Annotated in this window: 29 protein-coding genes; 13 read left to right on the top strand and 16 right to left on the bottom strand. The window is 66.1% G+C overall.

Annotated elements, in window-relative coordinates:
• Together ACNO8X_RS15985 and ACNO8X_RS15980 are read right to left on the bottom strand one after the other, a co-directional pair.
• Complete coding sequence (locus tag ACNO8X_RS15985) at window positions 1–825, bottom strand: transposase (protein ID WP_418001500.1); 825 nt, start codon at window positions 823–825, stop codon at window positions 1–3.
• A 125-nt stretch (window positions 826–950) separates the two neighbouring features.
• Entirely contained in the window at window positions 951–1,295 is a 345-nt protein-coding gene (locus ACNO8X_RS15980) for a transposase (RefSeq protein WP_418001499.1), read from the bottom strand.
• 218 nt (window positions 1,296–1,513) lie between these two features.
• Between ACNO8X_RS15980 and ACNO8X_RS15975 the strand changes: the two genes are divergently transcribed.
• Window positions 1,514–2,530, top strand: a complete 1,017-nt coding sequence (locus ACNO8X_RS15975) for a TIGR03617 family F420-dependent LLM class oxidoreductase (protein ID WP_418001787.1) — start codon at window positions 1,514–1,516, stop codon at window positions 2,528–2,530.
• Window positions 2,531–2,623: 93 nt separating this feature from the next.
• Here the strand turns inward: ACNO8X_RS15975 and ACNO8X_RS15970 are convergent, their stop codons facing one another.
• Complete coding sequence (locus tag ACNO8X_RS15970; RefSeq protein ID WP_418001786.1) at window positions 2,624–3,262, bottom strand: TetR/AcrR family transcriptional regulator; 639 nt, start codon at window positions 3,260–3,262, stop codon at window positions 2,624–2,626.
• Between the two features lie 108 nt (window positions 3,263–3,370).
• Between ACNO8X_RS15970 and ACNO8X_RS15965 the strand changes: the two genes are divergently transcribed.
• The 5 genes from ACNO8X_RS15965 (at window position 3,371) to ACNO8X_RS15945 (ending at window position 6,832) form a co-directional block, all read left to right on the top strand.
• Entirely contained in the window at window positions 3,371–4,108 is a 738-nt protein-coding gene (locus ACNO8X_RS15965; RefSeq protein ID WP_418001785.1) for a hypothetical protein, read from the top strand.
• Window position 4,109: 1 nt separating this feature from the next.
• Complete coding sequence (locus ACNO8X_RS15960) at window positions 4,110–4,625, top strand: DUF302 domain-containing protein (protein ID WP_418001784.1); 516 nt, start codon at window positions 4,110–4,112, stop codon at window positions 4,623–4,625.
• A 75-nt stretch (window positions 4,626–4,700) separates the two neighbouring features.
• Window positions 4,701–5,315: a class I SAM-dependent methyltransferase gene (locus ACNO8X_RS15955; RefSeq protein ID WP_418001783.1), complete on the top strand. Its 615-nt coding sequence runs from the start codon at window positions 4,701–4,703 to the stop codon at window positions 5,313–5,315.
• Window positions 5,316–5,325: 10 nt separating this feature from the next.
• Complete coding sequence (locus ACNO8X_RS15950; protein WP_418001782.1) at window positions 5,326–5,967, top strand: FKBP-type peptidyl-prolyl cis-trans isomerase; 642 nt, start codon at window positions 5,326–5,328, stop codon at window positions 5,965–5,967.
• Between the two features lie 181 nt (window positions 5,968–6,148).
• The gene (locus ACNO8X_RS15945; protein ID WP_418001781.1) at window positions 6,149–6,832 is read left to right on the top strand and encodes a sensor domain-containing protein; all 684 of its coding nucleotides are present in this window, start codon (window positions 6,149–6,151) and stop codon (window positions 6,830–6,832) included.
• Between the two features lie 9 nt (window positions 6,833–6,841).
• On the opposite strand, the gene ACNO8X_RS15940 is transcribed toward ACNO8X_RS15945, so the two are convergent.
• The 5 genes from ACNO8X_RS15940 to ACNO8X_RS15920 form a co-directional block, all read right to left on the bottom strand.
• Entirely contained in the window at window positions 6,842–7,117 is a 276-nt protein-coding gene (locus tag ACNO8X_RS15940; RefSeq protein WP_043987067.1) for a hypothetical protein, read from the bottom strand.
• Between the two features lie 58 nt (window positions 7,118–7,175).
• Window positions 7,176–7,760, bottom strand: a complete 585-nt coding sequence (locus tag ACNO8X_RS15935; protein ID WP_418001780.1) for a hypothetical protein — start codon at window positions 7,758–7,760, stop codon at window positions 7,176–7,178.
• A gap of 64 nt (window positions 7,761–7,824) precedes the next feature.
• Window positions 7,825–8,325 (bottom strand): hypothetical protein, encoded by a 501-nt coding sequence (locus ACNO8X_RS15930; RefSeq protein ID WP_418001779.1) that lies wholly within the window; start codon window positions 8,323–8,325, stop codon window positions 7,825–7,827.
• 26 nt (window positions 8,326–8,351) lie between these two features.
• Window positions 8,352–9,536: a cytochrome P450 gene (locus ACNO8X_RS15925; RefSeq protein ID WP_418001778.1), complete on the bottom strand. Its 1,185-nt coding sequence runs from the start codon at window positions 9,534–9,536 to the stop codon at window positions 8,352–8,354.
• An 18-nt stretch (window positions 9,537–9,554) separates the two neighbouring features.
• The gene (locus ACNO8X_RS15920) at window positions 9,555–10,349 is read right to left on the bottom strand and encodes a spirocyclase AveC family protein (RefSeq protein ID WP_418001777.1); all 795 of its coding nucleotides are present in this window, start codon (window positions 10,347–10,349) and stop codon (window positions 9,555–9,557) included.
• A gap of 240 nt (window positions 10,350–10,589) precedes the next feature.
• Between ACNO8X_RS15920 and ACNO8X_RS15915 the strand changes: the two genes are divergently transcribed.
• Window positions 10,590–11,225, top strand: a complete 636-nt coding sequence (locus tag ACNO8X_RS15915) for a TetR/AcrR family transcriptional regulator (RefSeq protein WP_418005924.1) — start codon at window positions 10,590–10,592, stop codon at window positions 11,223–11,225.
• Between the two features lie 4 nt (window positions 11,226–11,229).
• Here the strand turns inward: ACNO8X_RS15915 and ACNO8X_RS15910 are convergent, their stop codons facing one another.
• The 6 genes from ACNO8X_RS15910 to sigJ form a co-directional block, all read right to left on the bottom strand.
• Window positions 11,230–12,387, bottom strand: coding sequence for an acyltransferase family protein (locus ACNO8X_RS15910; RefSeq protein ID WP_418001776.1), 1,158 nt, complete (start codon window positions 12,385–12,387; stop codon window positions 11,230–11,232).
• A gap of 61 nt (window positions 12,388–12,448) precedes the next feature.
• A complete protein-coding gene (locus ACNO8X_RS15905) occupies window positions 12,449–15,007 on the bottom strand; it encodes a DEAD/DEAH box helicase (protein ID WP_418001775.1) in 2,559 nt (852 codons plus the stop codon).
• 32 nt (window positions 15,008–15,039) lie between these two features.
• Entirely contained in the window at window positions 15,040–15,429 is a 390-nt protein-coding gene (locus ACNO8X_RS15900) for a DUF4345 domain-containing protein (protein WP_418001774.1), read from the bottom strand.
• Between the two features lie 4 nt (window positions 15,430–15,433).
• Window positions 15,434–15,799: a hypothetical protein gene (locus ACNO8X_RS15895; protein WP_418001773.1), complete on the bottom strand. Its 366-nt coding sequence runs from the start codon at window positions 15,797–15,799 to the stop codon at window positions 15,434–15,436.
• A gap of 74 nt (window positions 15,800–15,873) precedes the next feature.
• Window positions 15,874–16,347: an SRPBCC family protein gene (locus tag ACNO8X_RS15890; RefSeq protein WP_418001772.1), complete on the bottom strand. Its 474-nt coding sequence runs from the start codon at window positions 16,345–16,347 to the stop codon at window positions 15,874–15,876.
• A 14-nt stretch (window positions 16,348–16,361) separates the two neighbouring features.
• Window positions 16,362–17,240 carry an RNA polymerase sigma factor SigJ gene (gene sigJ / locus ACNO8X_RS15885; RefSeq protein WP_418005923.1) on the bottom strand — a complete coding sequence of 293 codons (879 nt, stop codon included), beginning with the start codon at window positions 17,238–17,240 and terminating at the stop codon, window positions 16,362–16,364.
• Window positions 17,241–17,425: 185 nt separating this feature from the next.
• On the opposite strand from sigJ, the gene ACNO8X_RS15880 reads away from it, so the two are divergent.
• From ACNO8X_RS15880 to aceA, 4 genes are all read left to right on the top strand, one after another.
• A complete protein-coding gene (locus tag ACNO8X_RS15880) occupies window positions 17,426–18,061 on the top strand; it encodes a GAP family protein (RefSeq protein WP_418001771.1) in 636 nt (211 codons plus the stop codon).
• Window positions 18,058–18,852, top strand: coding sequence for a glutaminyl-peptide cyclotransferase (locus ACNO8X_RS15875; protein WP_418001770.1), 795 nt, complete (start codon window positions 18,058–18,060; stop codon window positions 18,850–18,852). Before ACNO8X_RS15880 ends, ACNO8X_RS15875 begins: the two co-directional genes overlap by 4 nt.
• Window positions 18,853–18,879: 27 nt before the next feature.
• Entirely contained in the window at window positions 18,880–19,275 is a 396-nt protein-coding gene (locus tag ACNO8X_RS15870) for a tautomerase family protein (RefSeq protein ID WP_418001769.1), read from the top strand.
• A 74-nt stretch (window positions 19,276–19,349) separates the two neighbouring features.
• Complete coding sequence (gene aceA, locus ACNO8X_RS15865; protein ID WP_418001768.1) at window positions 19,350–21,626, top strand: isocitrate lyase ICL2; 2,277 nt, start codon at window positions 19,350–19,352, stop codon at window positions 21,624–21,626.
• Window positions 21,627–21,647: 21 nt separating this feature from the next.
• Here aceA and ACNO8X_RS15860 read toward each other — a convergent pair whose 3' ends face one another.
• Entirely contained in the window at window positions 21,648–22,517 is an 870-nt protein-coding gene (locus tag ACNO8X_RS15860) for a hypothetical protein (protein ID WP_418001767.1), read from the bottom strand.
• A 224-nt stretch (window positions 22,518–22,741) separates the two neighbouring features.
• Here ACNO8X_RS15860 and ACNO8X_RS15855 point away from each other — a divergent pair, with 224 nt between their 5' ends.
• Together ACNO8X_RS15855 and ACNO8X_RS15850 are read left to right on the top strand one after the other, a co-directional pair.
• Entirely contained in the window at window positions 22,742–23,074 is a 333-nt protein-coding gene (locus ACNO8X_RS15855) for a hypothetical protein (RefSeq protein WP_418001766.1), read from the top strand.
• Window positions 23,075–23,269: 195 nt separating this feature from the next.
• Window positions 23,270–23,533 carry a hypothetical protein gene (locus ACNO8X_RS15850; RefSeq protein ID WP_260938560.1) on the top strand — a complete coding sequence of 88 codons (264 nt, stop codon included), beginning with the start codon at window positions 23,270–23,272 and terminating at the stop codon, window positions 23,531–23,533.
• 1 nt (window position 23,534) lies between these two features.
• Here ACNO8X_RS15850 and ACNO8X_RS15845 read toward each other — a convergent pair whose 3' ends face one another.
• Window positions 23,535–24,881, bottom strand: coding sequence for a HAMP domain-containing sensor histidine kinase (locus ACNO8X_RS15845; RefSeq protein WP_318259765.1), 1,347 nt, complete (start codon window positions 24,879–24,881; stop codon window positions 23,535–23,537).
• Between the last annotated feature and the right edge of the window lie 38 nt (window positions 24,882–24,919).

Below are 24,919 nucleotides of genomic sequence, written 5' to 3'. Positions count from 1 at the left end.
TCAAGAAGTTGGCAGGTTTTGTGGGTTCGTCGAGTTTAGGTAGGCCTGTTTGGGGGTGCGGTCGTCGAGGGCTTGGTGGGGTCTGATGGTGTTGTAGATGGTTCGGAAGTGGTGGGCTTCCATGTCGAGGGCGTCGCCGTCGCCGATGTATCCGCGAAATAGGTGCTCGTATTTGAGGGTGCCGAAGAACCGTTCGATGACGCCGTTGGTTTGTGGGGATTTGATCCGGGTTCGGACGTGCCGCAGCAGTGGGTCGGTGTGGTCGGCGAACAGTGCCCCGAAGTCCTTGCCGCGGTAGCAGGGGCCGTTGTCGGTGACGATGGCGATCGGTGCGGGTGTCTGGCCGATGATGTTGTCGTGGGCGTCGAGGACGTCCATCAGGGCGCGGTCATCGCGTAGGTCGTCGATAGCCAGGACGCGTTGGGCTTCGTCGATGGCCAGTTGTATGCAGCGCACGGCATCGATGCCGCGGCTGGTGGGGGTGACGGTGATCGCCAGGCAGTATTTGGTGGCGTAGTCGATGACGGCACTGATCCTCCAGATGCCGCCGTTGGTGGTTTCGAATTCGGAGAAGTCCGTCTGCCAGACCCGGTTGCGTTCGGTGGGTGGGTCGCGGAACACTTTGCGGCGCAATATCGCCCAGGATTTGCGGTCGGCGCGAAATCCCTGGGGCAGCAACAAGCCTCGTCGTTTCAGTGCTCGTTGCACTGAGGAATTGGTGACGTCGTGGCCGTCGGCGCGCATCATGGCGGCGATCTTGCGGTAGCCCCAGGCTGGCCACGCTTCGGCGTATTTGGCAGCCAGGCCTTCGACGCGATCAACCACCGGCGCCGGCCACGGACCTCTATCCGCAGCGCCATGACGCAATCGGGCCAACCGCCGCCGGTAGGTGCGTTCGGGGATGTCTGCCAGTACCGCGAACCTCGAAACCGGCAGCCCCGCCGCCTCTCTTAGGGCTTCGAGGTCTTGGAAGGGACCTGATCGATCAGCGCGGCACCGCGCTGCCAAATCCGAAGCTGCACCGTGGCTTCGGCCAGCGCCAGTTTGAGTTGCTCGTTTTCGATCTGCAGGCGCCGCTGTTCGGGTGTGCCCTTAGCCCCGGCCGGGCCGCTGGGCACCTCCTCAAGCCGCTCGGCGCCAGCGGCTAAAAACTGATGCTTCCACTTCGTCACGGTTTCACGGCAGACCCCGCTGCGGCGTGCGGCCTCCCCGCACGTCATTTCGTTGGCCAACACGGCCAGCACCAGTCGGGTCTTTTCTTCGGCAGGGATCTTCGTCCGTCGCGATCTGGCCATGACTCACTCAACCTCCTGAACCCTGGCCTCGTTGTGGATAACGCGACCCTGCCAAAAAGTTTGAGTCAGTAGACCGCCATCTGTTCGAACATAGTTTCGATACTACATGCGTCCCCCGACGGACGCCATGACTTTCCAGACCCGAGTCAGGGCAGTGACTTTGCCTGTGGCGCCGCACATCTCGTCGGTCCCCATTCCGGGACCCGTAGGCTCCCAGAATGCACGTCGACGTGATGACCGTTCCCCAGCCCCTGGCTCAGATGGGTGCGCTTGCCCAGCGCACCCAGGCCGCCGGATTCTCCGGTCTCCTACTGACCGAGACCGGACGGACCGCGTATCTCAGCGCCGCGGTCGCCTCCCAGACCGCTCCCGGACTCGAGCTGTCCACCGGTGTCGCGGTGGCGTTTCCGCGGAGTCCGTTCGTCACGGCGGCGTCGGCGTGGGAACTGCAGGAAGCGACGGGCGGCAAGTTCCGGCTCGGCATCGGCACCCAGGTCCGCACCCACGTGGTGCGGCGCTACGGCATGCCCTTCGAGCAGCCCGGCCCGCGGCTGCGAGACTACGTCCGCGCGGTGAAAGCCTGTTTCACGGCGTTCCGGACGGGCAAGCTCGAACATCACGGCGATTTCTACGACCTGGACTTCATCACGCCGCAATGGAGCCCGGGGCCCATCGACGCACCCGATCCCAAGGTCGACATCGCCGCGGTGAATCCGTGGATGTGGCGCATGGCCGGCGAGGTCGCGGACGGTGTGCACATTCACCCACTCGGCGAGCCGGGCTACATCGCGCGCCACGTGCTGCCCAATGTGGCTGCGGGAGCGGAGAAAGCGGGCCGCTCCCCCGCCGACATCGACACGATCATCCCGGCCATGACGATCGTCGGCGCCACCGACGAGGAGCGGCACAACGAACGCGAGTTCGTCCGCGCCAGCATGAGCTTCTACGGCAGCACACCGAACTACGCGTTCATCTGGGACGAGGCCGGTTTCGAGGGCACCACCGCGCGCCTGCGTGAGAAGCAGAAGGCCGGCGACATGGCCGGCATGATGGCGCAGATCACCGATGACCACATCGCGGCCTTCGCCACCGAATCCACCTGGGATGACTTGGCAGACCAGCTGATTGCCAAGTACGAGGGCGTCGCGACGCGCGTGGTGCTGTACAACGCCCTCGGCGGCTCCGACCGGTTCGAGCGGTACGGCGAGATCGCGCGGAGACTGTCAGCGCAATAGCGTCAGGAGGACTTCTCGACGACGCTCGACTTGAGCTGAAGGCGACCGAAACCCGGCACGTTGGCGTCGATGTCGTGGTCACCGACGCTCATCTCATGGGATATCCGCCGTTCGGTTGGTGACACTCAAAGGCAGCGCCAACGTGCGGTACGTCGCCGTCAGCCACTGCGGCCCGTTGCAGAAATCATGGTCGATCCACCACGCCAGCAGCCCCAACGTGGCTGAGGTGTGGAACTCCGCCGACACCTCAGCGGGCACAGCGGGCTCTGCAGACGTGAGCTGGGACCGCAGATGCTTACGAAGGACGTCGCCGATCAAGTGGCGCAGATGACGCTGAACCACGTCGCCACCGTGTCGGCCGCACAGCGCGCGGTAGATCGATTGATGCCGGTAAGCGTGATCGAAAAGCATTGTCGCGGGCAAGGTTACGTCGACGGCATCGGACTCCGGAATGGCGGCGAGCGCGTCGCTGAGTTGATCGCGCATGTCGTCGAAACTCGCGGTCAGTAGTGCTTCTTTGTCGCGGAAATGGACATAGAAGGTCGATCGGCCGACGTCGGCGCGGTCGAGGATGTCCTGGATGGTGGTTTTGTCGTAGCCCTGCTCGACGACCAGTTCCAGAAAGGCGGAGTGGAGCAGTTTCCGGGTACGCCGCACCCGGCGGTCGGTGACCGAGGTGCCACGAACCCCCGAATTCCGAACAGATTTCGGCTCTTGTTCCGTTCTGGACATCTCGCCCCCATTGGTTGTTGACGGAATTTCGGCCCTCTCCCTTCAATTGAACATGCTGTTCGGAAACTAACCAAGTGTTCGACAAAATCAACGAATCGGGAGAAGGCCATGAGCTATGCATGGGCGATTGTGGCGGCCGGGTTGGTCGGCACCATCGCGACAATCAGCGCAACTTTGTTCCGCGGCGCCATCGCCGCGAATCTAGGGAGGTGGCTGGCCACCCGAATCGCCGTCATATTCGGAACCGTCTGGACCACTTGGGTTTTGGCGAGCGCGATGCTTGCCCACGCCGACGTGTACCGGTTCGCCCCGGCGAAGATCGAACCGTGGTTGGCCTTGGCCATGGTCGTGCCTCTCGTGGCGGTCCTGCTCGCGACCAGGACCCCGGTCGCGTCCCGAATCCTGGATCAGTGGGACACCCAGTGGTGGCTGACCGTGGCACAGATCTTCCGGGTGGAAGGGGCCGCTTTCCTGATCGTGATGGCGCTGGGCGAACTGCCCGCCGGATTCGCGCTGCCCGCCGGATTGGGTGATATCGCAGTCGGTTTCGGTGCGATCTACCTGGCCCGCCATCTTCGGCACGGGAACGCCGGCCGACGACTGGTGTGGTTCAACATCCTAGGTCTGCTCGACCTCGTGGTCGCGACCGCGCTCGGCGTCACCGCGGCACCAGGCCTTGCGCACGTGCTGCAGCTATCGCCGTCGACCGAGCAGATCGCCCTGCTGCCGCTCGTACTCATTCCGACCACTCTGGTGCCACTCGCCGCGGCGCTGCACATCGTGTCGTTGCGCAAGCTCTCGACGGCCGCACCTACGGCGTCCAAGTCGATCCTGGTCGGAGCCTGACATGGCTACGACCATCCAGCATCAGGTCAACCGCTTCGTCGTCGACACCGATGACACCTTCGACGGACTGCGCCGGCGCTTCGAAACCCTGGTACCCACAATCGATTTCGCCGAACTCACCGAAGTGATCGAATCAGGTGACCTGGCTGCAGTACAGCGCTACACCGCAGCGCGCGCTCCGCATTCGTTCGTCAACTTCTGGGTGTTCGACCCGACGCCGATGATGGCACTGGCGGGCAACCCAACCCGCGCGATCACCTACATGGTGGGCAACAACGTGATCGCGGAAACCATGTTCCGCCGCGATCCCGGCATCATGCTCTACGCACCGATGCGCGCCGCCATCTACGAGGATGTCGACGGCGCAGTGCATTTCAGCATCGACCAACCATCGAGCAGGTTCGGTAGCTTCGCCGACCCACAGATCTCGGCGGTCGGCAGGCAACTGGATCACAAACTCGCGGAACTGCTGCGGCTGCTGGGCCTCACCGTGCCGGCCGAGCTGGACGCCGCGTGACTGTGAGCCCTATGCAGGCAATTCCGCGAATATCCCTGGATAGGGCTCACGGTCGACGAGTGGAAGAATCGAGGCATGATCGAACAGAGCCTCTGGATGCAAAAGGTCGAGGCGAATCCCGCGCACTCGCAGTGGTACATCGATCGCTTCCGGACATTGGCCCGCGCCGGTGAGGACCTGGTCGGCGAAGCCCGCCTGATCGACGCGATGGCTTCTCGCGGCGCCCGCATTCTCGACGCCGGTTGTGGACCCGGCCGGATCGGCGGATACCTCGCAGCGGCTGGGCACGATGTGGTCGGGGTGGACGTCGACCCCGCATTGATCGCGGCCGCCGAGGAGGATCACCCCGGGCCGCGCTGGTTGGTGGGTGACCTCGCCGAGCTCGACCTGCCGGCCCGCGGCATTCCCGAGCCGTTCGATCTCATCGTGTCGGCCGGCAACGTGATGACGTTCGTCGCCCCGAGCACCCGTGTGCAAGTGCTCTCCCGGCTTGGCGCCCACCTGGCCGACGACGGCCGCGCAGTGATCGGTTTCGGTGCCGGACGCGACTACCCGTTCAGCGAGTTCTTCGCCGACGTGACCGAAGCCGGGCTGACCCCGGACCTGCTGTTGTCCACGTGGGATGTGCGGCCGTTCACCGACGATTCCGACTTCCTGGTCGCAGTTCTGAGACCGAACGGGCCCCGGTAGCGTGGCAACGATGAACTTCTCCCGCGTGTCCTCCTCTGTTGCACTGACCGCCTGCGCCGCATCACTGGCCGTCGCCCTGACCGCCTGTGGCTCCGACGAAAAGCCGGCAGCGGCGACCACGACCCAGGCACCGCTGGTGACGACGACCCCGAGCCCGGTCACCGCTCTGGACAACTCCACGACAGCGGCCGCCCGCACCTGCCCGATGGCCGAGGGACAGGGCGGCGCGCCCGAGTGGACGCTCAACGGCGCAACCGGCAGCGTCGCGGTCACCGGCTCCACCGACAGCGCCGCCCCGGTCGTCACGGTCAAGGGCCCGTTCAGCGTGAATCAGACCCAGGTGCAGACGCTGAAGGCCGGCACCGGGCCCGTCGTCCCCGAAACCGCGACGGTCTCCGTCTGCTACGCGGGCTTCAACGGCCGGGACGGATCGAAGTTCGACAGCGCGTACGACCGCGGCGCCCCGGCCACCTTCTCCCTCATGCGCGTCGTGCCCGGCTTCCAGAAGGCCATCGCCGGCCAGAAGGTCGGCTCCACCGTCGCTGTCGCGATGACCTCCGCCGACGGCTACCCCGACGGTCAGCCGAGCGCAGGCATCGAGAAGGGCGACTCGCTGGTGTTCGCGATCAAGATCCTCGACGTGTCGAACTGATCTCTGCCGTGCAGCGTCGCGGCGAACCTGTTATCAAGAACATCGTTCATCGTTACCGCGAAACACCGTCGAGCAGGGGCGGCCCGGCCCCAATTGACGCCACAATAGAAATGTTGGAGTGCCGCGCTGTGGAGGACAGCGTGGTGCGTCAGTAGTCGCCGCTGCCGCGACGGGAGGGTGTATGCGCAGCTCAGTAGGCATAGTCACTGTTGTCGTGGTTGGTGTTCTGACCGCGGGCTGTGGCAGTACGCAGGGCAAGGCCGTGCCGGTGACCACGCCGCCGATGGTGCCCCGGCCACTGGTCGAACGGGAACTCGACGGGCTGCTGCTGAACCCCGAGCAAGTGAACGCGACGATGGGTTCGACGGCCATGGCCGTGCTCGGCGCCCAAGCGACCATGTCGGACAACAGCAGCACGATGGCACCACCGGAGTGCCTCGCCATCGACGGCGCGGCCGAAGCCGCCGTGTACGCGAGCAGCGGGTTCTGGGCCGAGCGCGAGCAGAGCATGAACGACGGGGACAAGTTCACCCACTACCTGAAACAGGCCGTGGTCCTGTTTCCGACGCAGGACAAAGCGCAGGAATTCTTCAATGCGTCAGCGCAGCTGTGGCCGGCGTGCAAGCAGTACACCCACACGCAGAGTCAGTCGCAGTGGACCGTCGGGCCGATCACCAATGCCCACGACACTCTCAGCGTGGTCTCGACCGAACAGGACGCGGCCGCACCCGGCTGGGCGTGCGGCCGCGCCTTGGCGCACAAGAACAACGTCATCATCGACATCAACACGTGCAGTCCCGACCCGGCGGACACGGCGGTTCAAGTCGCCAACCAGATCGGCACCAACGTCGCGGCACGATGGTGACGGCAGCGGTTATCCGCCGTTGGTGACCGGGTTCGACGTCAGGGTGATGAAGCCGTCGTTGATCCACACACCCCAGCGACCACCCCAGGCCGAGGTCCACACGACCGGCTGACCGTCCCAGACCTCAGACGGCTTCTTCGGGGCCCACGGCGGCGGAACCTCGCCCTGCCCGGGCGCAGGTGGCGGCGGCTGAGCCGCGGCCAGCGGCATCCCGAAGCCCAGCGCGGCTGCGGCGAGCGATCCCGCGATGGCTGCGGCAGACAAGGTCTTCTTGATCGAGGTCATGTGCTCCCCTGCGTCGACTGCGATTACTTAGCGTATGTAATCACATTACGCCGAACCCTCACTGCGATGGGGTGGCCACAAATCCGGACTGCGGCGGCGCCGAGTCAGGGCCACCCGGCGCCGGAGCCGAACCGGGCTTGGGGTCGTAGTACCCGGGCGGTGGCGGGCCGTTCAACGGGTAGTAGCCGGGAGGCAGCGCGGGTCCGCCGGTCTTGGGGCCGGTGTCGACGATCGGGTTCGATGACGCCGGATCGGTCAGCGAGATGAAGCCGGGCGGCAGTTTAGGCGCCGGCCCCGCACTGGGTGGTGCTCCGGGCGCCTCCTCGGGCGGCATGGTGAGCGCCTCGATCGGGTTACCGCTGTGGAATGTGTGCCAGATGTCCCGCAGGTACCCCAACTGGCCCGGGGTACTTCCGGCACCGTAGGTCGGGTTCTCGATCTCGGGGACTGTCGGAGCTCCGATCGGCGGCGCGGCCACCGGGCCGCTGGGGCCGCCTGCGGGCTCCACGACGGGCTGGCCTGGTGCAGGTGTCGTCGGCGTGGCAGGGTCCGCCGCAGCCGGACCGGCCGCGGCGAACGCGCCGACAAGCAGAATGCCGCCGACGATCATCGGCGGTCGGAAACGCTGTCGTTCGGTCTTCAAATGCTCGTCCGTTCTGTCAACCGGCTTCCGTAACGGGTCAGGCTATCGCGTGAGCGGGCCTCCGTCACCTTGTTCGGACCTGCATGGCCCGGTATGCCGACCGAATTTCGTCGACCCGAGTCGCCCCGATCCCCCACGGCTTGTCGACTCCGACCTGCTCGTCGAGGTCCCACAGCACGCAGACCTCGTCGGGTCCGCCGACCTTTTCCCAGGCAATGACCGTGCGCCTGAGCTGCTCGTGCATCGGCTCGGCCACCGCATCTGCGGGTGCGCCGCCCTCGGGGTGATGATGAAGGAACTGGCCGTAGGCGCTATCGCAGAACGCCGAATACCTTGCCGTACAAAGGATCAAGCCATGCCAGGCCTCATCGACGGCGTGCGACGGCATGCCGATCACCTGACCGTCCCGCATGGCCGCCCCGCAACACCGCAGCCACTGTCGCAGACCCTCCGCCACGAGATCCCGTGGCTGCCAAGGGCAGGTCTTGAACACCGCCGGCGGCAATTCGAGATCCGCCACCGCAGCGTTCATCTGGTCCAGCGGCCCCTGGCGCTTGAATCGCACTCTGCCACTGTAGGTCGTGGCGGCAGCTAGCCGGCTCCGGTTCGCACGGGCATCCGCGCCCAGCCCCGCACGCTCGAGGTCCGGGCGCGCTGCGCGTTCGCATAGTCGACCTGCCAGTCAGTCCACCGCTTGAACACCTCCTCGAACGCGACGCGGGCTTCCAGCCGGGCCAACGCGGCGCCGAGGCAGAAGTGGATGCCCTGACCGAAACTGAGGTGACCGGTCTTGCGATGGATGTCGTAGCGATCGGGATCGGCGAATTGCCGATCGTCCCGGTTCGCCGACCCGTTGAGCAGCAACAGGTACGAGCCTTCGGTCACGCGTTGCCCATGCCAGTCGACATCGCGCGCGACGTACCGGGCCTGAACTGGGGATGGCGCCTCGAACCGCAGGGTCTCCTCGATCGCCGCCGGAATCAGAGCCGGGTTCGCCACGAGTTCGCGGCGCTGATCGGGGTGTTCGCCCAGCAGTTGACCCATGAATCCGATGAGCCGAGCACTGGTTTCGTTGCCGGCGCCGGCAATCATCGTGGTATAGGCCAACACCTCGCCGCGTTCCAGCGGCCGCAACTCCCCGTCGGATCCCTCCACCTCGGCGGTGAGCAGATCGGTCATCAGGTCGTCGGAGGGATGACGGGCCCGCCAGTCGATGTACTCGACGAAAGCTGCCATCGAATCCTGGAAGATCGTCGTACTGATGTCGCCGGCGCTGCCGTCGGAGCCGACGGTGATGCGCTCGTCCGTGCCGTCCCGGATCACCTGTTGATCGGACTCGGGGATGCCCAGCAGATAGCCGATGGTCCGCATCGCCAGGACGGCGCCGAGCTGCGTCACGAAGTCGAACCCGTCGAGATCACGTAGCGGATCGAGGGCACGGCAACAGAATTCGCGCACCTGGCCCTCCACCGCCGACATCCGGCGCGGCGTGAACACCCGCGACAGCAAGCGGCGGTGCAGATCGTGCAACGGCGGATCCTCGAACAGCAGAATGCCCGGCGGCACCTCGATGCCGCTGAACAGGATGTCCGGCGCGGTGCCGTGCCCGGACCGGTAGGCCTGCCAGTCCGGAAGTGCCTGCGCCACATCGCCATAGCGGCTCAGCGCATAGAAGTTGTACTTCTCGTTGTAATACAACGGCGCCTCGGCCCGCATCCGCTGCCAGATGGGGTACGGATCGTCGTCGATGCCGTAATCGAAAGGGTCGTAGTACAACTCGGTCTGCTCGACCGTCTACCGTCCTGTCATCGGCTGGTTGGGCACCCCAGGGAAGAGCTCGGTCTCGGGTCCGGCAGTCACCCAGCCGGCCAGTTTCGTCGCCAGATGCGGCGCGAACACCGCGCCGTAGAGCAGGTTTCCCACCACGACGACCGCGACCACGGACAGCACGGCGGACTGGGTGCGCGTCGCCGCCCGCTTGTCGGACCAGACCTCGATGACGCTCCGCCCCTTGGTATCGGTGCGGCCCAGCAGGTAGGTGAACACCATCATCTGGATGCCCATGGCCAGCGAGTCGTAGATGGGGTACTGATTCCGAGTGCCCTCCCACGGGCCTAGACCTGGGATCACCCTGCCGTAGTAGAAGACCCCAAGCCTGGCCCCGAGGATCGCGTTGAACGTGAAGGCCCAACAGAATCCGACGACCAGGCCGACGGTGAGCATGGTCGTCGGCTGGCGCAGTTGCCACCGTCGGCACACCCACCGCCCGATGGCCGCCGCGATGACCGCGGGCAGCGCGAAGTAGGACATGTAGCCGATCGGCACCGGTGCCGGCAGCCCGCCCCAGGTCATGTTCAGCGGCCACCAGGAGGGCATGCGCGGGATGGCCGGCGCGAACTGGGCGTACATCGCCCAGTCATAGGGGGCTTCGATCCACGAGAACGACATGGCCGAGATGCACAGCAGCAGAAGCGGATGCAGCCGCCTGCGGCGGACGCTGAGGTACATGCCGAGCAGCACGAAGGCGAGTCCGCCCACGTAGGCGAAGCCGATGGCCGCCGTCATCAGCGGCGTCAGGCCGGAGTTCATCGCGGCTCGCCACTGTCGGTGCTGCGACGGGCTTCCGGGTCGAAACGCAGTACCGCGGCGTAGATCACGACCACCAGCCCGAACAGCATGCCGAGCATGACGATCGCACCCATGTCGATTCCCTTCTGGTGGAGACCAGAGTTTTGGATAGTAGACACTATCCACAAATTGGCCGTCAAGGGCCGCTATGTTTGAACCGTCCGGGAGCCGGACGAGTCAGAGGAGCTTGCCACCGTGACCCTGCCCGAAACGCCGCCGCGTCCGGCCACGCCGCGCCGCCCGCGTGGCGAGGCTCGTCGCCTGCTGCTCGTCGAGGCGCAGAACCTGTTCTCCCGCAAGGACTATCGCAGCACCACGACCCGGGAGATCGCCGATGCGGCCGGCGTCACCGAGCACCTGCTGTTCCGGTACTTCGGTTCCAAGGCCGGTCTGTTCCGCGAAGCCCTGGTCCTGCCGTTCACCGACTTCGTCGACGGCTTCGCCCAAACCTGGCAGTCATTGCGCCCCGAAGACACCGATGAACAAACCCTGGCACGGCATTTCGTCGGTCAGCTCTACGACGTACTCGCCGAACATCGAGGGCTGCTGGTCACCCTGGTCGCGGCCGAAGACCTCGGTGACGAGATGGAAAGCGCCGGGATCGCCGACATCAGGGCGGCCCTGGCGACGCTGGGCCGGATCAGCACCGAGGGCATGCAGCTGCGTGGGATGACGTCGGACCAACCTACCCTGCCTGCCCATTCGACGGTGGCGATGATCGTCGGAATGGTCGCCCTTCGCCCCACACTGTTCGGTGACAACCCGCCCTCCCGAGACGCGATCGTCGACGAACTGGTACAGGCCACGCTGCACGGGTTCTTACACCGCACCGGCTGAGCCGTCAGGCGGCCTGCGCCGGACTGTCTTCGCCCACAACGGCCTGCCGCCGGGCTTCCCAGCGCCGCAGCGCCATCCGGCACGGCTCCTCCAGCAGCGCATAACTCACCGCGGCCACCGCGAGTCCGAACGTCGTCGTCAGGACCATCACCACCGGCAATGCCCCCGGAAATGACGTCGGCCCGACCATGGCGAGCACCATGTCCAGTGCGGCGAGGTGCCACAGGAACAGCCCGTACGACCAGCGACCGAGCGTCACCATCGGTGCACTACCCAACACCCGGTGCTGATCGTCCGGAGCGCCGAGGACCAAGGGCGCCAACAGCGCTCCGGCGACGACGGCCCCCAAGGCCGTCCGCGCGATGAACTGGCCGAGCGTGGCGTGGTGGTGCCCGGCCGGCAGGGCCAACGGAGACGCCGCGACCAGAAAGGCGGCGACAGCCACGATCATCAGGATGGTCCGCTGCCGGGCCAACTGATGCAGCCAGCTGTAGGGCCGGAACATCCACTCCGCCAACAACATCCCGACGGCGAACCACGAAGCGTAGGCCGGCAACCAGGTCAGCGGATTGGCTCCGTGGTACGCGGGGATCGGTAGGTAACCCCAGCCGAAACTGAGCAGCGCCACCCCGGCGATCACCGGAACCCGCAGCCGCGGCCGCAATTTCGCGGCAAGGAGCGCCAATAGCGGCACGACGAGATAGAACGCCATCTCGACCGACAGGCTCCACATCTGGGTGAGCCCGGCGATGAGGGTCTTCGGCACAAAGACCTGCGTGAGGGTGAGGTTCGCGATCCATACGGTCCGGTCCGCGCTGCGTGCGTCCGGCAGCAGCGTCAGTACCACGACCACGGTCAGCAGGTAGGCCGGCATGATCCGGACCAGCCGAGAACGGTAGTAGGGCGCCGCCTCGGGTTCGGCCCGCAACCCGTGCGCCGCAGCAGCATGGCCACGCCACAGCAGGAAGCCCGACAACGCGAAGAACACGGCCACCGACAGGTCGAAGCGGGCCAGCAACCGGCCCACCACACCATCGGTGTAGCCGGTCTGCAATGCCACATGCGTGAGCACCACGCCCAACGCCGCGGCGGCCCGCAGCCCCTCCACCGCAGGCAGGAACCCACGGGTTCCGCTGACGGGCTCCGGGACAGCTGCGGTCATGCGCGATCCGCCTTCGGCTTCTCGCGGGTGGTCATGCGCCCAGTGTGCCCGAGAACCGCGCTCAGCTACCGAAAAGTCCCGCTTCGACGACTCGGATGACCGGTGCGCCGTCCTCGTCCGACGCGACGAGATCGATCTCCACGTCGATCCCCCAGTCGTGGTCGTGAGCCGGGTCGTCGAGGATCTGGCGGACGCGCCATACGCCCGGCGCGCGGTCGAAGATCAACATGGCGGGCCCGCGGGCGTCCGCCCCGGTGCCGAGGTCGACGTGCTCGGCGAAATACTGCTCCCCCACCGCTTCCCACCGCGGCGCCGTCCACCCCGACGCGGCGTCGAGTGCACCGAGCTCGTCCCAACGGCGTCGGGCCCACAGCTCCACCCGGCGGAACAGGGCGTTGCGGACCATGGCGGTGAAGGCCCGCTCGTTGCCGGTCAGGGGCCGCACCGGAGCCATCACCGCTACCTGGTCGACCTGGTCGGCATTGGTCAGCTGCTCCCATTCGTCGAGCAGGCTCGAATCCACCTGGCGGACAAGCTCTCCCAGCCATTCAACGATGTCCGTGAGCTCGTCGGTCCGCGCGGCAGCCGGAACTCCCGACCGGAGCGCCTTGAAGGCGTCCGACAGGTAGCGCAGCACCGCACCCTCGGTGCGGGTCAGCCCGTAAGCGCTGACGTACTCCTTGAACGTGAGTCCCTGTTCCCACATCTCTCGCACGACGGCCTTGGGGGCCGGATGCCCGTCGGCCGCCCACGGGTTGCTTCTGCAGTACACCTCGAAGCAGTGCGCCAGCAGCTCGTCGAGCGGGCGTGGATAGGTGATGTCATCGAGGAGTTCGATGCGCTCGTCGTATTCGATGCCCTCGGCCTTCATGGCGGCGACGGCCTCGCCACGCGCCTTCTTCAACTGGGCCGCCAGGATCTGGCGCGGATCCTCGAGCGTCGCCTCGATCACCGAAACCACGTCGAGCACAAAGGTTTCCGATGCCGGGTCGAGCAACTCGACGGCCGCCAGCGCGAAGGTCGACAGCGGTTGGTTCAGTGCGAAATCCGGTGGCAGGTCGACGGTCAGTCGGTAGCGCCGCCCGTCCGGCTCGGGTTCGACGAGTCGTTCCAGCACCCCGGCCTGCAGCAGCGAGCGCGCGATTCCGACCGCTTCGCGGATGTGCCGCAGCTGGCGCTTGCGAGGTTCATGGTTGTCGCCGAGCAGCCGGCGCATGGCCAGGCAGGGGTCACCGGGGCGGTCGACGACGTCGAGGATCATCGCCGTCGACACCCGCATGTTGCTCGTCAGCGCTTCGGGTGCGGCCTCGACCAGACGGGTCATGGTGTTCTCTCCCCACGGCACCATGCCCTCGGGAGCTTTGCGGCGCACCAGCTTTCGCCGCTTCTTCGGATCATCGGCGACCTTGGCGAACTGTTTGAGGTTCTCCACCTCGTGCTCGGGGGCCTGCACCACGACGGTGCCCGCGGTGTCGTAGCCGGCCCGCCCGGCGCGGCCGGCGATCTGATGGAACTCCCGGGCGTTCAGCAGCCGGGTGCGGGTGCCGTCGTACTTCGACAACGCCGAGAACACCACGGTGCGGATCGGTACGTTGATGCCGACGCCGAGGGTGTCGGTGCCGCAGATGACCTTCAGCAGCCCCGCCTGAGCCAGTTGCTCCACCAGGCGCCGGTACTTGGGCAGCATGCCGGCGTGGTGCACACCGATGCCGTGCCGGACCAGCCGCGACAGCGTCGAGCCGAACGCCGTCGTGAACCGGAAGCCACCGATGTGGTCGGCAATGGCCGCCTTCTCCTCTTTGGTGCACACGTTGACGCTCATCAGCGCCTGTGCCCGCTCGAGCGCGGCGGCCTGGGTGAAATGCACGACGTAGATCGGCGACTGTTTGGTCTGCAGCAGATCGGCGATGGTCTCGTGCATCGCAGTGGTGGCGTAGCTGTAATAGAGCGGCACGGGCCGCTCGGCATTGGCCACCAGCGCCGTTGGCCGGCCGGTGCGCCGGGTGAGGTCCTCGCGCAGGACGGTCACGTCGCCGAGCGTCGCCGACATCAACAGGAACTGGGCCGCGGGCAATTCCAGCAGCGGCACCTGCCAGGCCCAGCCGCGGTCGGGATCGCCGTAGAAATGGAACTCATCCATCACCACCAAACCGATGTCCGCTTGTGCGCCCTCGCGCAGCGCGATGTTCGCCAGGATCTCGGCCGTGCACGCGATGATCGGTGCCCCGGCGTTGACCGCCGCGTCGCCGGTGAGCATGCCGACATTGGCGGCGCCGAAAACGTCGCACAACGCGAAGAACTTCTCACTGACCAGTGCCTTGATCGGTGCGGTGTAGTAACTGCGCCGATTCGAAGCAAGGGCGAAATAGACCCCGCCGGTGGCCACCAGCGACTTGCCGGAACCGGTCGGCGTCGCCAGCACCACATTGGCGCCACTGACCAGCTCGATCAGCGCCTCCTCCTGCGCCGGATACAGCGCAGTGCCCGACGCCTCGGCCCACTCGGCGAACGACGCGAGCAATTCGTCGGGGTCGGCGCCCGTGGCACGCAGGGCGGTCAGGTCCGCGGGGTCGCCGAGCAGCGGCCCTGGAGAGTTTGGGTGAGACGGTGGGGCTGACATTGCCGACAAGCCTGCCCGACGCGCGGTAACTGTCAGTGAGTGGGCTGAACTTGGCCCATGGTGGAGTACCAAAGTGTCAGTGCGGCGGCTGCGAGTTCGGCGACCGCGGCAGCGACGAAGACCGGGTGAGGCATGCCCACAAGCGCAATCGAGAGCACGCGGGACAGTGCCAATGCTCCCATGGTCAGCGCCAAGATTCGGAGCAGCGTCACCGGCATGCGGGGCTGACGTACCGCCCAGATGTACGCATAGCCAAGTCCGATCAACAGCACGCCGGCGGCGCGGGTCTCGCTGTCCACCGATGCGCTCATGGCTTCACTGCCCGGAATGGTGGCCACGGGCAGCGCGATGCGCGCGGCACCCAGCACGACCAGCGATAGCCCGACGAACCAACCGAGGATGTTCAGTGCCCTGGCGATCATGTGTTTACCGTTCACTGAGTCGGACGCGGATCATTGCGGTGGACAGCGCGGCGCGTTCCAGGTCGCCGAGGTGCGGCTCATTGCGGGGACCCATACGCACGGCGTGATATTTGGCGTCACGGGGCACAACACGCAGATGCCGAGTCAGGTGTTCGATGACGATCGGACCCGTGGCCGCGAGCGCGGTGCCAGATTTGCAGCGTCCGTTGATGGTGGCGGTCACGGGTGCGCGTCGGCGGAGGTTCTTCCACCAGGGTGCATCGGTGAAACACACCAGTTCGGTGCCTTCGACGGAGTAGCTCACCGGCACCCGGTAGATCATCCCGGTCTGACGCCCGGTGACCCCCAGCACCATGGTGTTGTGGCTCATCAATCGATGCAACGGGCTGCGCAACAGCAGTCGCACAAGAACATTGACCGGCTCAGGGATCGTCGGGTGCTCGGTCACGGGGTTCCCGCTGGGGCAGCAGGGACAACTTCGAGCTGTTCGGCACAAGCTGCGAGGATGCGCCGGAACACGTGTTGGAGCACAGGTTTGACGAGCAGTCGGGTCGCGGGGCCGGCGACGACAGGCACTGCGACCTGCACGCGGGTGGTCCAGGTGACCAACGTGTGTCCTGCGCCGTCCGGTGCGAACGTCATGGTGCCGCCGTCATGGCGTGATGGTGGAAAACTCTTGTCGACGACGTAGTCGAACGAGTGTGGCGCCTCGTAGGCGGTAATCCGCTCGTGGAACCGCCCGATCAGCCACGTATGCACGCGGACCGCACCCAGTCCGTACGGCGCGTTCTGCCCCGGACGGGTCAGCTTGTCGCGTAGTACCCAGAAGATCGCTTCGTAATTGGTGCTGTCGGCGCACCAGTCGAACACCGCCGCGGGCGCGGCAGCGATGCGGCGCTGCACCGTGATCGTTTCCATTCTGAAGGCCTCCTCTATGAACGCGACAGATTGAATACCCGACTGACATTGGTCAGTTTCTCCGGGTTGCGGATCGCGTAGATGCCCTGAATCCGGTCCCCTGCGATATCGAAAACCAGTACCTGGTAAGCGGTTTCGCCGTCCCAGCTGGCCATCGCCGGCATGGCATTGAACCGGATGAATTCCATGCGAAGCGATGGTGCTTTTCTCGCCACCCCGATACAGAACTGCGCGACCGCCTGTGCACCCGTGATCGATCGCCGCGCCGCCACAACCTTGCCTCCGCCGTCCGACATCTGCACTACATCCGGGGCCAATACATCCATCAGGGACTGGAGGTCACCTGAGCGCGCGGACGCGAGAAATCGTGCGACGACCTGATCGGCACGATCGGGATCCGGATCGAAACGGCGGCGTCGCGCTTCGACATGAGCTCGGGACCGACGCGCGATCTGCCGAACCGCCGACTCGGATTTCATGGTGAAGGTGGCAATTTCGGTCAGCGCGAACCCAAACACCTGGTGCAACACGAACACTGCCCGTTCGTCTGGCGTCAACGACTCGAGCACCACCATCATCGCAACGGACACCGAACCCGCCAGCTCCACATCAATGTCGACACCCTGCCCGGTCGAAACCGGCTCAGGCAGCCAATTGCCGACGTACTGTTCTCTGCGGCGCTGTTGCGAGCGAAGATGGTTGAGTGCCTGGCGCACAACGATTTGCGCAAGATAATTACGGGGGTTCAGCACAGCGGATTGGTCGACGTCGATCCACCGTAGATACGCCTCATGCAGAATGTCCTCGGCGTCGACGACGGTGCCGACAACCTCGTAAGCAAGTGTGAACAGCAACGACCGATGTTCGAGGAACACCGCATCGGCACCAGTCACCTCGCCCCCTTCACATCGCGGTCCTGCCATATAGACACCACCCGACGGGTGGATCGTGACAATCGCAAGTGTGATGCCCATCACATATCCATCGGGTGGGTTCTCGCCTGCGCCGTGTGTGGCCGAGAGCCCGTCGGGATCCGAGCGACCACCGCGGGCAGGATGCGCACAGGCAAGATGACTACGTGACGTGGTTGATCCCCGACGCGCTCATCGTGGCGCTGTCCCCGATGGCGGTGCTGCCGCCGGTGCTGCTCCTGCTGTACTCGGACCGGCCCCGCAGCACCGGTCTCACCTACCTGTTCGGGTGGCTGGCCGGGCTGACGGTGGTGATCAGCGCGGTGGTGTTGGTGTCCCCGGTCGGCCAGTCGCACGCCGCCGCGACCAGTTCGCGCCTGCAGCTCGGCATCGGCATCGCGCTGATCGTGCTCGGTGTCGTCACCTGGCTGCGGCGCGAGCACTACGCGCAGGCGACGGGCTGGCTGACCCGGCTGCAGTCCGCGTCGCCAGTCGTCACGGCCGTCACGGGAGTCGTCTTCGCGGTCGCCAATCCGAAGTTCATCCTGGCGTGTATCGCCGGTGGCGTGGCCATCGACGCATTTCTGACAACTCCCGCCGAAAAGGCCACTGCCATCGGCTATTTCGTCGTGATGGCCGGATCCACCACGGCCGCGCCGATCTTCGCGCACCTGGCGGCCTCGCGGTACGCCGAGAAGGGCCTGGAGCGGATGCGCCACTGGGTGCAGGAACACACCGCCGCGATCACCGCGGTGACGCTGACGACCGTCGGGGCGCTCCTGGTCGTGGTGGCGTCGTTGTGAGACTCCTGATGGCCGCGGTGCTGCTGGCGGGCTGCACGGCAGTCCCGACCGCCGCTGCCGATCAGATCGCCAGGCTGCGTCCCGTCGTCCTCGAACAGTTCGACCACGACCCGGTCTCCTTCACCGAGGGCATGTTCGTCGACGGTTCGACCCTGTATGAGAGCTCGGGCCTGGAAGGCAAGTCCGCGCTGCGTGAACTCGACGCCGCCACCGGGCAGCTACGCCGCGCCGTACCGCTGCCGCCCGCCTATTTCGGTGAGGGCATCGCCGATGCCGGCGCGCACCTGTGGCAGGTGACGTACGAGAACGGCGTCGCGATCGAGTGGGACAAGGCCACACTCACCATGCTGCGCGAAGTACCCCTTGCCGGCGAGGGGTGGGGCCTGTGCCGCGCGGGCGACCGGCTGATCCGTAGCGACGGTTCCGCCCTACTGCATTTCCACACCGTGGACGACATGCGCGAAACCGGGGCCATGACAGTGACCTACAACGGAATTCAGGTGTCTGGGCTCAACAGCCTCGACTGCGTCGGCAACCGGATCTGGGCCAACGTGTTCCCGACCGACCAGATCATCGAGATCGACGCCACGACGGGCGCCGTCACGGCGGTGGTGTACGCCACCGGTCTACGCGACGCGGCCTGGCAGGGCGAGGTCGGGGTGCTCAACGGCATCGCGCATCTTGGCGGGCCGAGCGGCAATGAGCAGTTTCTCGTCACGGGCAAGTACTGGCCGGCGCTGTTCCGGGTCCGCTTCGATCCGGCCACAGCGGCAGAAAATCAGGTGCGCTGACGGCCGTCGGGTGTGACGATCTGGGCCATGCCGAGTTCACTGATCGAGGTCCGCCGTCAGTACAGCCAGCCCGACGAGATCGCCATCATCGATGCCGTCCACAGTGCGCTGGTTGCCGCGTTCCAGATCCCGGTCGGCGACAAGCACGTCCGGCTGCTGGTCCATGAACCGCACCGGGTTTCGCATGCCCCGAACCTCGAACACCCCGAGCGGTACACGCTGGTGACCATCGACTGTTTCGCCGGCCGCTCGGTGGATGCAAAGCGGGAGCTGTACCGCGAGATCGTCAGCCGCCTGGCCGCCTTCGACATTCCGGCCGATCACATCACGATCCTGCTCCGCGAGAGCGCGCTCGAGAACTGGGGCATCCGCGGTGGGCGGGCGGCCTGCGACGTCAACCTCGGGTTCGACGTGAATGTCTGAACGCATATTCACGGCCGCCCCGCGGCGATAGGCTCGGAAGGCTCATCGGAACCAGGCTCAGCAAGGAGCAGTCCATGACCCTCGAAGCAGTCGCGACGTCATTCGAGCAGAACGTCGCAGCCGTGCAGGAGTATTTCGACAGCCCCCGTTTCGACGGCATCACGCGGCTCTACACCGCGCGTCAGGTGGTCGAACAGCGTGGCACCATCCCGTCCGACTACCCCGTGGCCAGGCAGGCCGCCGAAGCGTTCTATCCGCGGTTGCGGGAATTGTTCGCGCAGAAGAAGAGCATCACCACGTTCGGGCCGTACTCCCCCGGCCAGGCGGTGGTGATGAAGCGGATCGGCATCGAAGGCATCTACCTCGGTGGTTGGGCCACCTCGGCCAAGGGCTCCATCAGTGAGGATCCCGGTCCCGACCTGGCCAGCTACCCGCTGAGCCAAGTGCCCGACGAAGCCGCCGGCCTGGTGCGCGCGCTGCTGACCGCGGACCGCAATCAGCAGTACCTGCGCCTGCAGATGACCGACGAACAACGTGCGACCACCCCCGCCGTCGATTACCGGCCGTTCATCATCGCCGACGCGGACACCGGCCATGGTGGAGATGCCCACGTACGCAACCTGATTCGGCGTTTCGTCGAGTCTGGTGTGCCGGGCTACCACATCGAGGATCAGCGGCCCGGCACCAAGAAATGCGGCCACCAGGGCGGCAAGGTGCTGGTCCCGTCGGACGAACAGCTCAAGCGCCTCAACACCGCGCGCTTCCAGCTGGACATGATGGGTGTGCCGGGAATCATCGTGGCGCGCACCGACGCCGAGGCCGCCAACCTCATCGACAGCGCTGCCGATGAGCGCGACCAGCCGTTCCTGCTGGGCGCCACCAACCTCAAGATCCCGTCCTACAAGTCGTGTTTCCTGGCCATGGTGCGGCGGTTCCACGACAAGGGCGTCACCGATCTGCGTGGGCACCTGCTGTACGCGCCCCCCCAGGGGCAGTACGCCACCGCCGAGGCCTGGCTGGACAGCCACGGCATCGCAGCCCTCATCGACGACGCGGCCGCTGCCTGGGATCCGAACTCCGGACAGTCCGTCGACTCGGTGTTCGACAAGGTCGAATCGAAATTCGTCGAAGCCTGGCAGGCTGATTCGGGCCTCAACACCTACTGCGATGCCGTCGCCGAAGTGCTGCAGTTCCGGGCCAAGGAAGGCGAGGCCGTCGCGATGAGCCCGGATGAGTGGCGCACGTTCGCTGCCCGCGCGTCGCTGTACGCGGCCCGGGAGAAGGCGCGCGAGCTGGGGGCGGACGTGGCGTGGGACAGTGACCTCGCCAAGACCCCCGAGGGCTACTGCCAGGTGCGCGGCGGCATCCCCTACGCGATCGCGAAATCGCTTGCGGCCGCACCGTTCGCGGACATCCTGTGGATGGAGACCAAGACCGCGGACCTGGCTGAGGCCCGCGAATTCGCGGAGGCCATCCACGCCGAGTTCCCGGACCAGATGATGGCCTACAACCTGTCGCCGTCGTTCAACTGGGACACCACCGGCATGACGGATGACGAAATGCGGGCGTTCCCAGAGGAACTCGGCAAGATGGGCTTCGTCTTCAACTTCATCACCTACGGCGGCCACCAGGTGGACGGTGTGGCGTGCGAAGAGTTCGCGACGTCCCTGCGGCAAGAAGGCATGCTGGCGCTGGCCCGGCTGCAACGCAAGATGCGGTTGGTCGAATCTCCTTACCGCACACCGCAAACGCTCGTCGGCGGCCCGCGCAGCGACGCCGCGCTGGCAGCATCGTCGGGCCGCACCGCGACCACCAAGGCGATGGGTGCCGGTTCCACCCAGCACCAGCACCTGGTCCAGACCGAGGTGCCCAAGAAGCTGCTCGAGGAGTGGCTGGCCATGTGGAGCGACCACTACCAGATCGGCGAGCAGCTGCACGTGCAGCTGCGTCCCCGCCGTGCCGGTTCGGACGTCCTGGATCTGGGCATCTACGGCAGCGGCGAGGAGCCGCTGGCCAACGTCGTCGTCGACCCGATCAAGGACCGGCACGGACGCAACATCCTGACGGTGCGCGACCAGAACACTTTCGCCGAGAAGCTGCGGCAGAAGCGCCTGATGGATCTCATCCACGTGTGGCTGATCCATCGGTTCAAGTCCGAGATCGTCTACTACGTGACGCCGACCGAGGACAACATCTACCAGACCGAGAAGATGAAGTCGCACGGCTTGTTCAGCAACGTGTACCAGGAGGTCGGCGAGATCATCGTGGCCGACGTCAACCAGCCGCGGATCGATGAACTGCTGGCGCCGGACCGCGAGGCCCTGGGCCGCTTGATCCGCAAAGAGGACTAGACCGACGCGGTCGCCACGCGCTCATGCCTGAGCCGTGGCGACCGCCGGTTCCTCGTCTGCCGCCCCGAAGATTGCGATCGCCACCGCACCGGCGACCGCGGTGGCGAACGCCACCCCCACCAACCAGCCGTAGCCCGGTTTGGCCACATCGCCGAGTAGTAGAACGCCGACCACTCCCGGAATCACCGTCTCTCCCATGACAAGTGCGGCCGCCACGCCGTTCACCGAACCGATCTGCAGTGCGACGGTGAACAGGTAGAAGCCACCGCCACCGGCGATCACCACCGCCCACGCGGCCGGGTCCGAGATCAGGACGTCCCAATGAAACGGGTCGAGCCCGTGGACGATCCGGACAGCAACAGCCATGGCGCCGTACAGCACCCCGGCGATCAGCCCCGCCGGCACCGCGGCTTTCTTACCGAGGACTTGGACGAGCACCACCCCGAACGTGAAGACGAGCACCGATGCGGCCAGCACGCTCCAGTGCATGTGCCGGCCCGGTACCTCCGTGCCGAGTTCACCGGCGCTGAATACCAGAACACACAGCGCCACAAGGACTATGGCGATGGCGGCCCAATCGCGCGTACGCAGGCGCGCCTTGAGGACCACCACGCTCAGGACTGCGGTCACTGCCAGGTTGGCGCTCATGATGGTCTGCGACAGGAACAGCGGGATGAGCCGCGCCGACACCAGACTGCCGAGAAATCCCAGTCCGTCGAGCAGCATGCCGGCGAGGAACAGCGGCGCCAGGATCGCGGTCACCGTCGAGCGGAACGTCGGACCGGTTTCGGTCGTGTCGTCGACCGCCGTACGCGCGGCGTGGGACTGCAGAACCGACGCAGTGCCGTAGCTGAAGCAGGCGACCAGCGCTGCGATGACACCGATCAGCATTGCACAGTTCCGACTCGAGGGAACCGAGGATTGGCAGCCATCGGCCAATTGTATGGAGCGCCATGAGGGCCAGGTTCATCCGCGAGTCCAGGTCGGCGATCGCGCACCAAATCGAGACCCACCACATACGTCAGGCACAGCTGATCCACAACCTGACGGCGTTCCATGATCAGACCGGAGATCGATGCCCTTCTGTCCAGCTCCGAGAACGGAGACGATTGACAATGAAATCACCGAAACTGATTGCCGGCCTGGCGATCGCCGGCAGCCTGGCGGCCGGCGCACTCGTGTCGGGTACCGGAGTCGCCAGTGCCGACGCGCACATCGGCAACAGCCCGCTGCCTTCTGACTGGGGCCCGCCACCGCCACCACCCGGCCCCGGTTGGGGACCGCCCCCTCCGGACCACCACTGGGGTCCGCCGGACCGGGATCGAAACTGGGGCCCGCCGCCGCCCGCGTGGGGCCCGCCGCCCCCACCTGATGGGAACCCGCCGGGCACCTGGAACGGTGGCTGGGAGCCCGATGGCGGTGTGTGCCTGTTCGGCGCCTGCATCTAGCCGAAGAGCTCGGTCGGGGCGGTGACCTCTACCGGGGTCACCGCCCCGACCGCTACCACCGGAAAACCGAAAGCCGTCGCCTAAGGCCTGCACAGGCCATACATAGCTTGGCTAACGACAATGGCTACAGACCGAGAAACAGCGAGAACCGCAACGTTGTTGTGGCAATCGATTGAGTCGAGGAATGGAGTAGTCATGAAATCGATAAAGCTCATTGCAGGACTGGTCGTGGCCGGCGGACTCACCGCCGCCGCAGCGGGATTGGGCGTCGGCACTGCCAGCGCCGATACCGGGATGACCCCGGTCCCGGCCCGCTGGGGTCACGGCCACGATTGGAACGGCCCAGGACCCGGCTGGGGTCCGCCCCCGCCTCCGGCATGGGGCTGGAACCCGCCGGGCACCTGGAACGGCGGCTGGGAACCTGACGGCGGATTCTGCATCTTCGCCGCCTGCATCTGACTCAGTCGGATTCGGGATGCGGCGCGGGTAGTTCCAGCAGCAGCCGGGCGCCGCCGAGCGGACTCTGCGTCAAAGACGCTGTGCCACCGTGCAGTTCGGCCTGCTGAGCAACCAATGCCAAGCCGAGACCGGAACCTGTGTGCGAGGCCGTCGACCCCCGGGCAAAGCGGTGGAACACTGCATCGCGTTCGTGTTCCGGTACACCTGTGCCATTGTCGTCGATGGCGATCTGCACGCCGTCGTGCGAGCTGACCGCCGACAACTGCACGCGTGTCGCGCCGCCATGCCGGACCGCGTTGTTGATCGCGTTGTCCACGACCAACCGGAGCCCGACGGGCAGCCCCAGCATCAGCACCGTCGCGGACGGCACGAGCGAGACGTTCAGGTCGGGGTACACCCGCACCGCGTCGTGGGCCGCCCGGTCGAGCAGCTCGGTGATGTCGACGGGGACCAGATCGTCGGCGGTGGTCAGCTCGCCCTGTGCCAGCCGCTCCAGTGCCGTGAGGGTCGCCTCGATGCGGCTCTGTGTGCGCATGACATCACCGATCACCTCGTTGCGTTGGTCCGCGCCCAAATCGAGCGTGGACAGCACTTCGAGGTTGGTGCGCATCGCCGTCAGCGGGGTGCGCAGTTCGTGCGAGGCCACCGACGCGAAGTCGCGGGCCGACTCGAGCGCGGCCTTGGTACGGGCCTGCTCTTCGCCGATGCGGGCCAGCATGCCTTCGACGGCCTCCGCGATCTCCACGGCTTCCGAGACGCCGCGCACGTGGACCTCTTCAGGTTTCGATTGCGAGTTGATCTGCCGGGCCTGCTGGGCGAGCTTGCGGAACGGATTGATCATCACGAACCACATCGAGCCGCCGACCAGGAACGTGCCGACGATGACCCCGCTACAGATGGCCAGGATCCGAATGTGCAGTGTGCGGATCTGACGCTGCGCCTCCGACAGCGGTGCCCCGAGCGCGATCGACGCCGACCCTGTGCTGACGGTGCGGACCCGGTACTCGACACCGTTGATCGTCGTGTTCGCGTATCCGTTCTCGAACTGCGGCAGCACGATGTCCTCGGGCATCGAGACCGTGGCGGCACCGATACGGACGGTGCGCACGAGGGAACCCTCCGACTGGGGCGTCCCCGTGGGGCTTTGCTTGGCGATGCTCAGCAGGGTGTTGACGTCCGGCAAGCTGCTGAGGGAGTCCAGCCGGCGGTCGAGCTGGCTGTACTGGTCCTTGGTGACACCGATCCACACCCAGGTACCGATGATCAGCACCGTCGCGACCACCGACAACGCGGCGACAACGACGATGGCCCGCAACGACAAGGCCGGTATCGGTGATCGCAGCTGCACCAGGTCATCATGCCCGATGCAAAAACGCGGACGGGGCA

The sequence above is a fragment of the Mycobacterium sp. PDNC021 genome (assembly GCF_048282635.1).
Classification (GTDB): domain Bacteria; phylum Actinomycetota; class Actinomycetes; order Mycobacteriales; family Mycobacteriaceae; genus Mycobacterium; species Mycobacterium llatzerense.
The sequence above is the reverse complement of the archived record's forward strand: the minus strand, read 5'-3'. Positions and strand labels throughout refer to the sequence as shown.

Coding starts and splice junctions, on each gene's coding strand:
- ACNO8X_RS15965 (WP_418001785.1), top strand. CDS start 3,371: ATGAGCTATGCATGGGCGATTGTGGCGGCCGGGTTGGTCGGCACCATC.
- ACNO8X_RS15900 (WP_418001774.1), bottom strand. CDS start 15,429: ATGATCGCCAGGGCACTGAACATCCTCGGTTGGTTCGTCGGGCTATCG.
- ACNO8X_RS15905 (WP_418001775.1), bottom strand. CDS start 15,007: ATGTCAGCCCCACCGTCTCACCCAAACTCTCCAGGGCCGCTGCTCGGC.
- ACNO8X_RS15850 (WP_260938560.1), top strand. CDS start 23,270: ATGAAATCGATAAAGCTCATTGCAGGACTGGTCGTGGCCGGCGGACTC.
- ACNO8X_RS15970 (WP_418001786.1), bottom strand. CDS start 3,262: ATGTCCAGAACGGAACAAGAGCCGAAATCTGTTCGGAATTCGGGGGTT.
- ACNO8X_RS15860 (WP_418001767.1), bottom strand. CDS start 22,517: ATGCTGATCGGTGTCATCGCAGCGCTGGTCGCCTGCTTCAGCTACGGC.
- ACNO8X_RS15975 (WP_418001787.1), top strand. CDS start 1,514: ATGCACGTCGACGTGATGACCGTTCCCCAGCCCCTGGCTCAGATGGGT.
- ACNO8X_RS15955 (WP_418001783.1), top strand. CDS start 4,701: ATGATCGAACAGAGCCTCTGGATGCAAAAGGTCGAGGCGAATCCCGCG.
- ACNO8X_RS15870 (WP_418001769.1), top strand. CDS start 18,880: ATGCCGAGTTCACTGATCGAGGTCCGCCGTCAGTACAGCCAGCCCGAC.
- ACNO8X_RS15940 (WP_043987067.1), bottom strand. CDS start 7,117: ATGACCTCGATCAAGAAGACCTTGTCTGCCGCAGCCATCGCGGGATCG.
- ACNO8X_RS15890 (WP_418001772.1), bottom strand. CDS start 16,347: ATGGAAACGATCACGGTGCAGCGCCGCATCGCTGCCGCGCCCGCGGCG.
- ACNO8X_RS15960 (WP_418001784.1), top strand. CDS start 4,110: ATGGCTACGACCATCCAGCATCAGGTCAACCGCTTCGTCGTCGACACC.
- ACNO8X_RS15950 (WP_418001782.1), top strand. CDS start 5,326: ATGAACTTCTCCCGCGTGTCCTCCTCTGTTGCACTGACCGCCTGCGCC.
- ACNO8X_RS15920 (WP_418001777.1), bottom strand. CDS start 10,349: ATGAACTCCGGCCTGACGCCGCTGATGACGGCGGCCATCGGCTTCGCC.
- ACNO8X_RS15945 (WP_418001781.1), top strand. CDS start 6,149: ATGCGCAGCTCAGTAGGCATAGTCACTGTTGTCGTGGTTGGTGTTCTG.
- aceA (WP_418001768.1), top strand. CDS start 19,350: ATGACCCTCGAAGCAGTCGCGACGTCATTCGAGCAGAACGTCGCAGCC.
- ACNO8X_RS15910 (WP_418001776.1), bottom strand. CDS start 12,387: ATGACCGCAGCTGTCCCGGAGCCCGTCAGCGGAACCCGTGGGTTCCTG.
- ACNO8X_RS15895 (WP_418001773.1), bottom strand. CDS start 15,799: ATGAGCCACAACACCATGGTGCTGGGGGTCACCGGGCGTCAGACCGGG.
- ACNO8X_RS15855 (WP_418001766.1), top strand. CDS start 22,742: ATGAAATCACCGAAACTGATTGCCGGCCTGGCGATCGCCGGCAGCCTG.
- ACNO8X_RS15980 (WP_418001499.1), bottom strand. CDS start 1,295: ATGGCCAGATCGCGACGGACGAAGATCCCTGCCGAAGAAAAGACCCGA.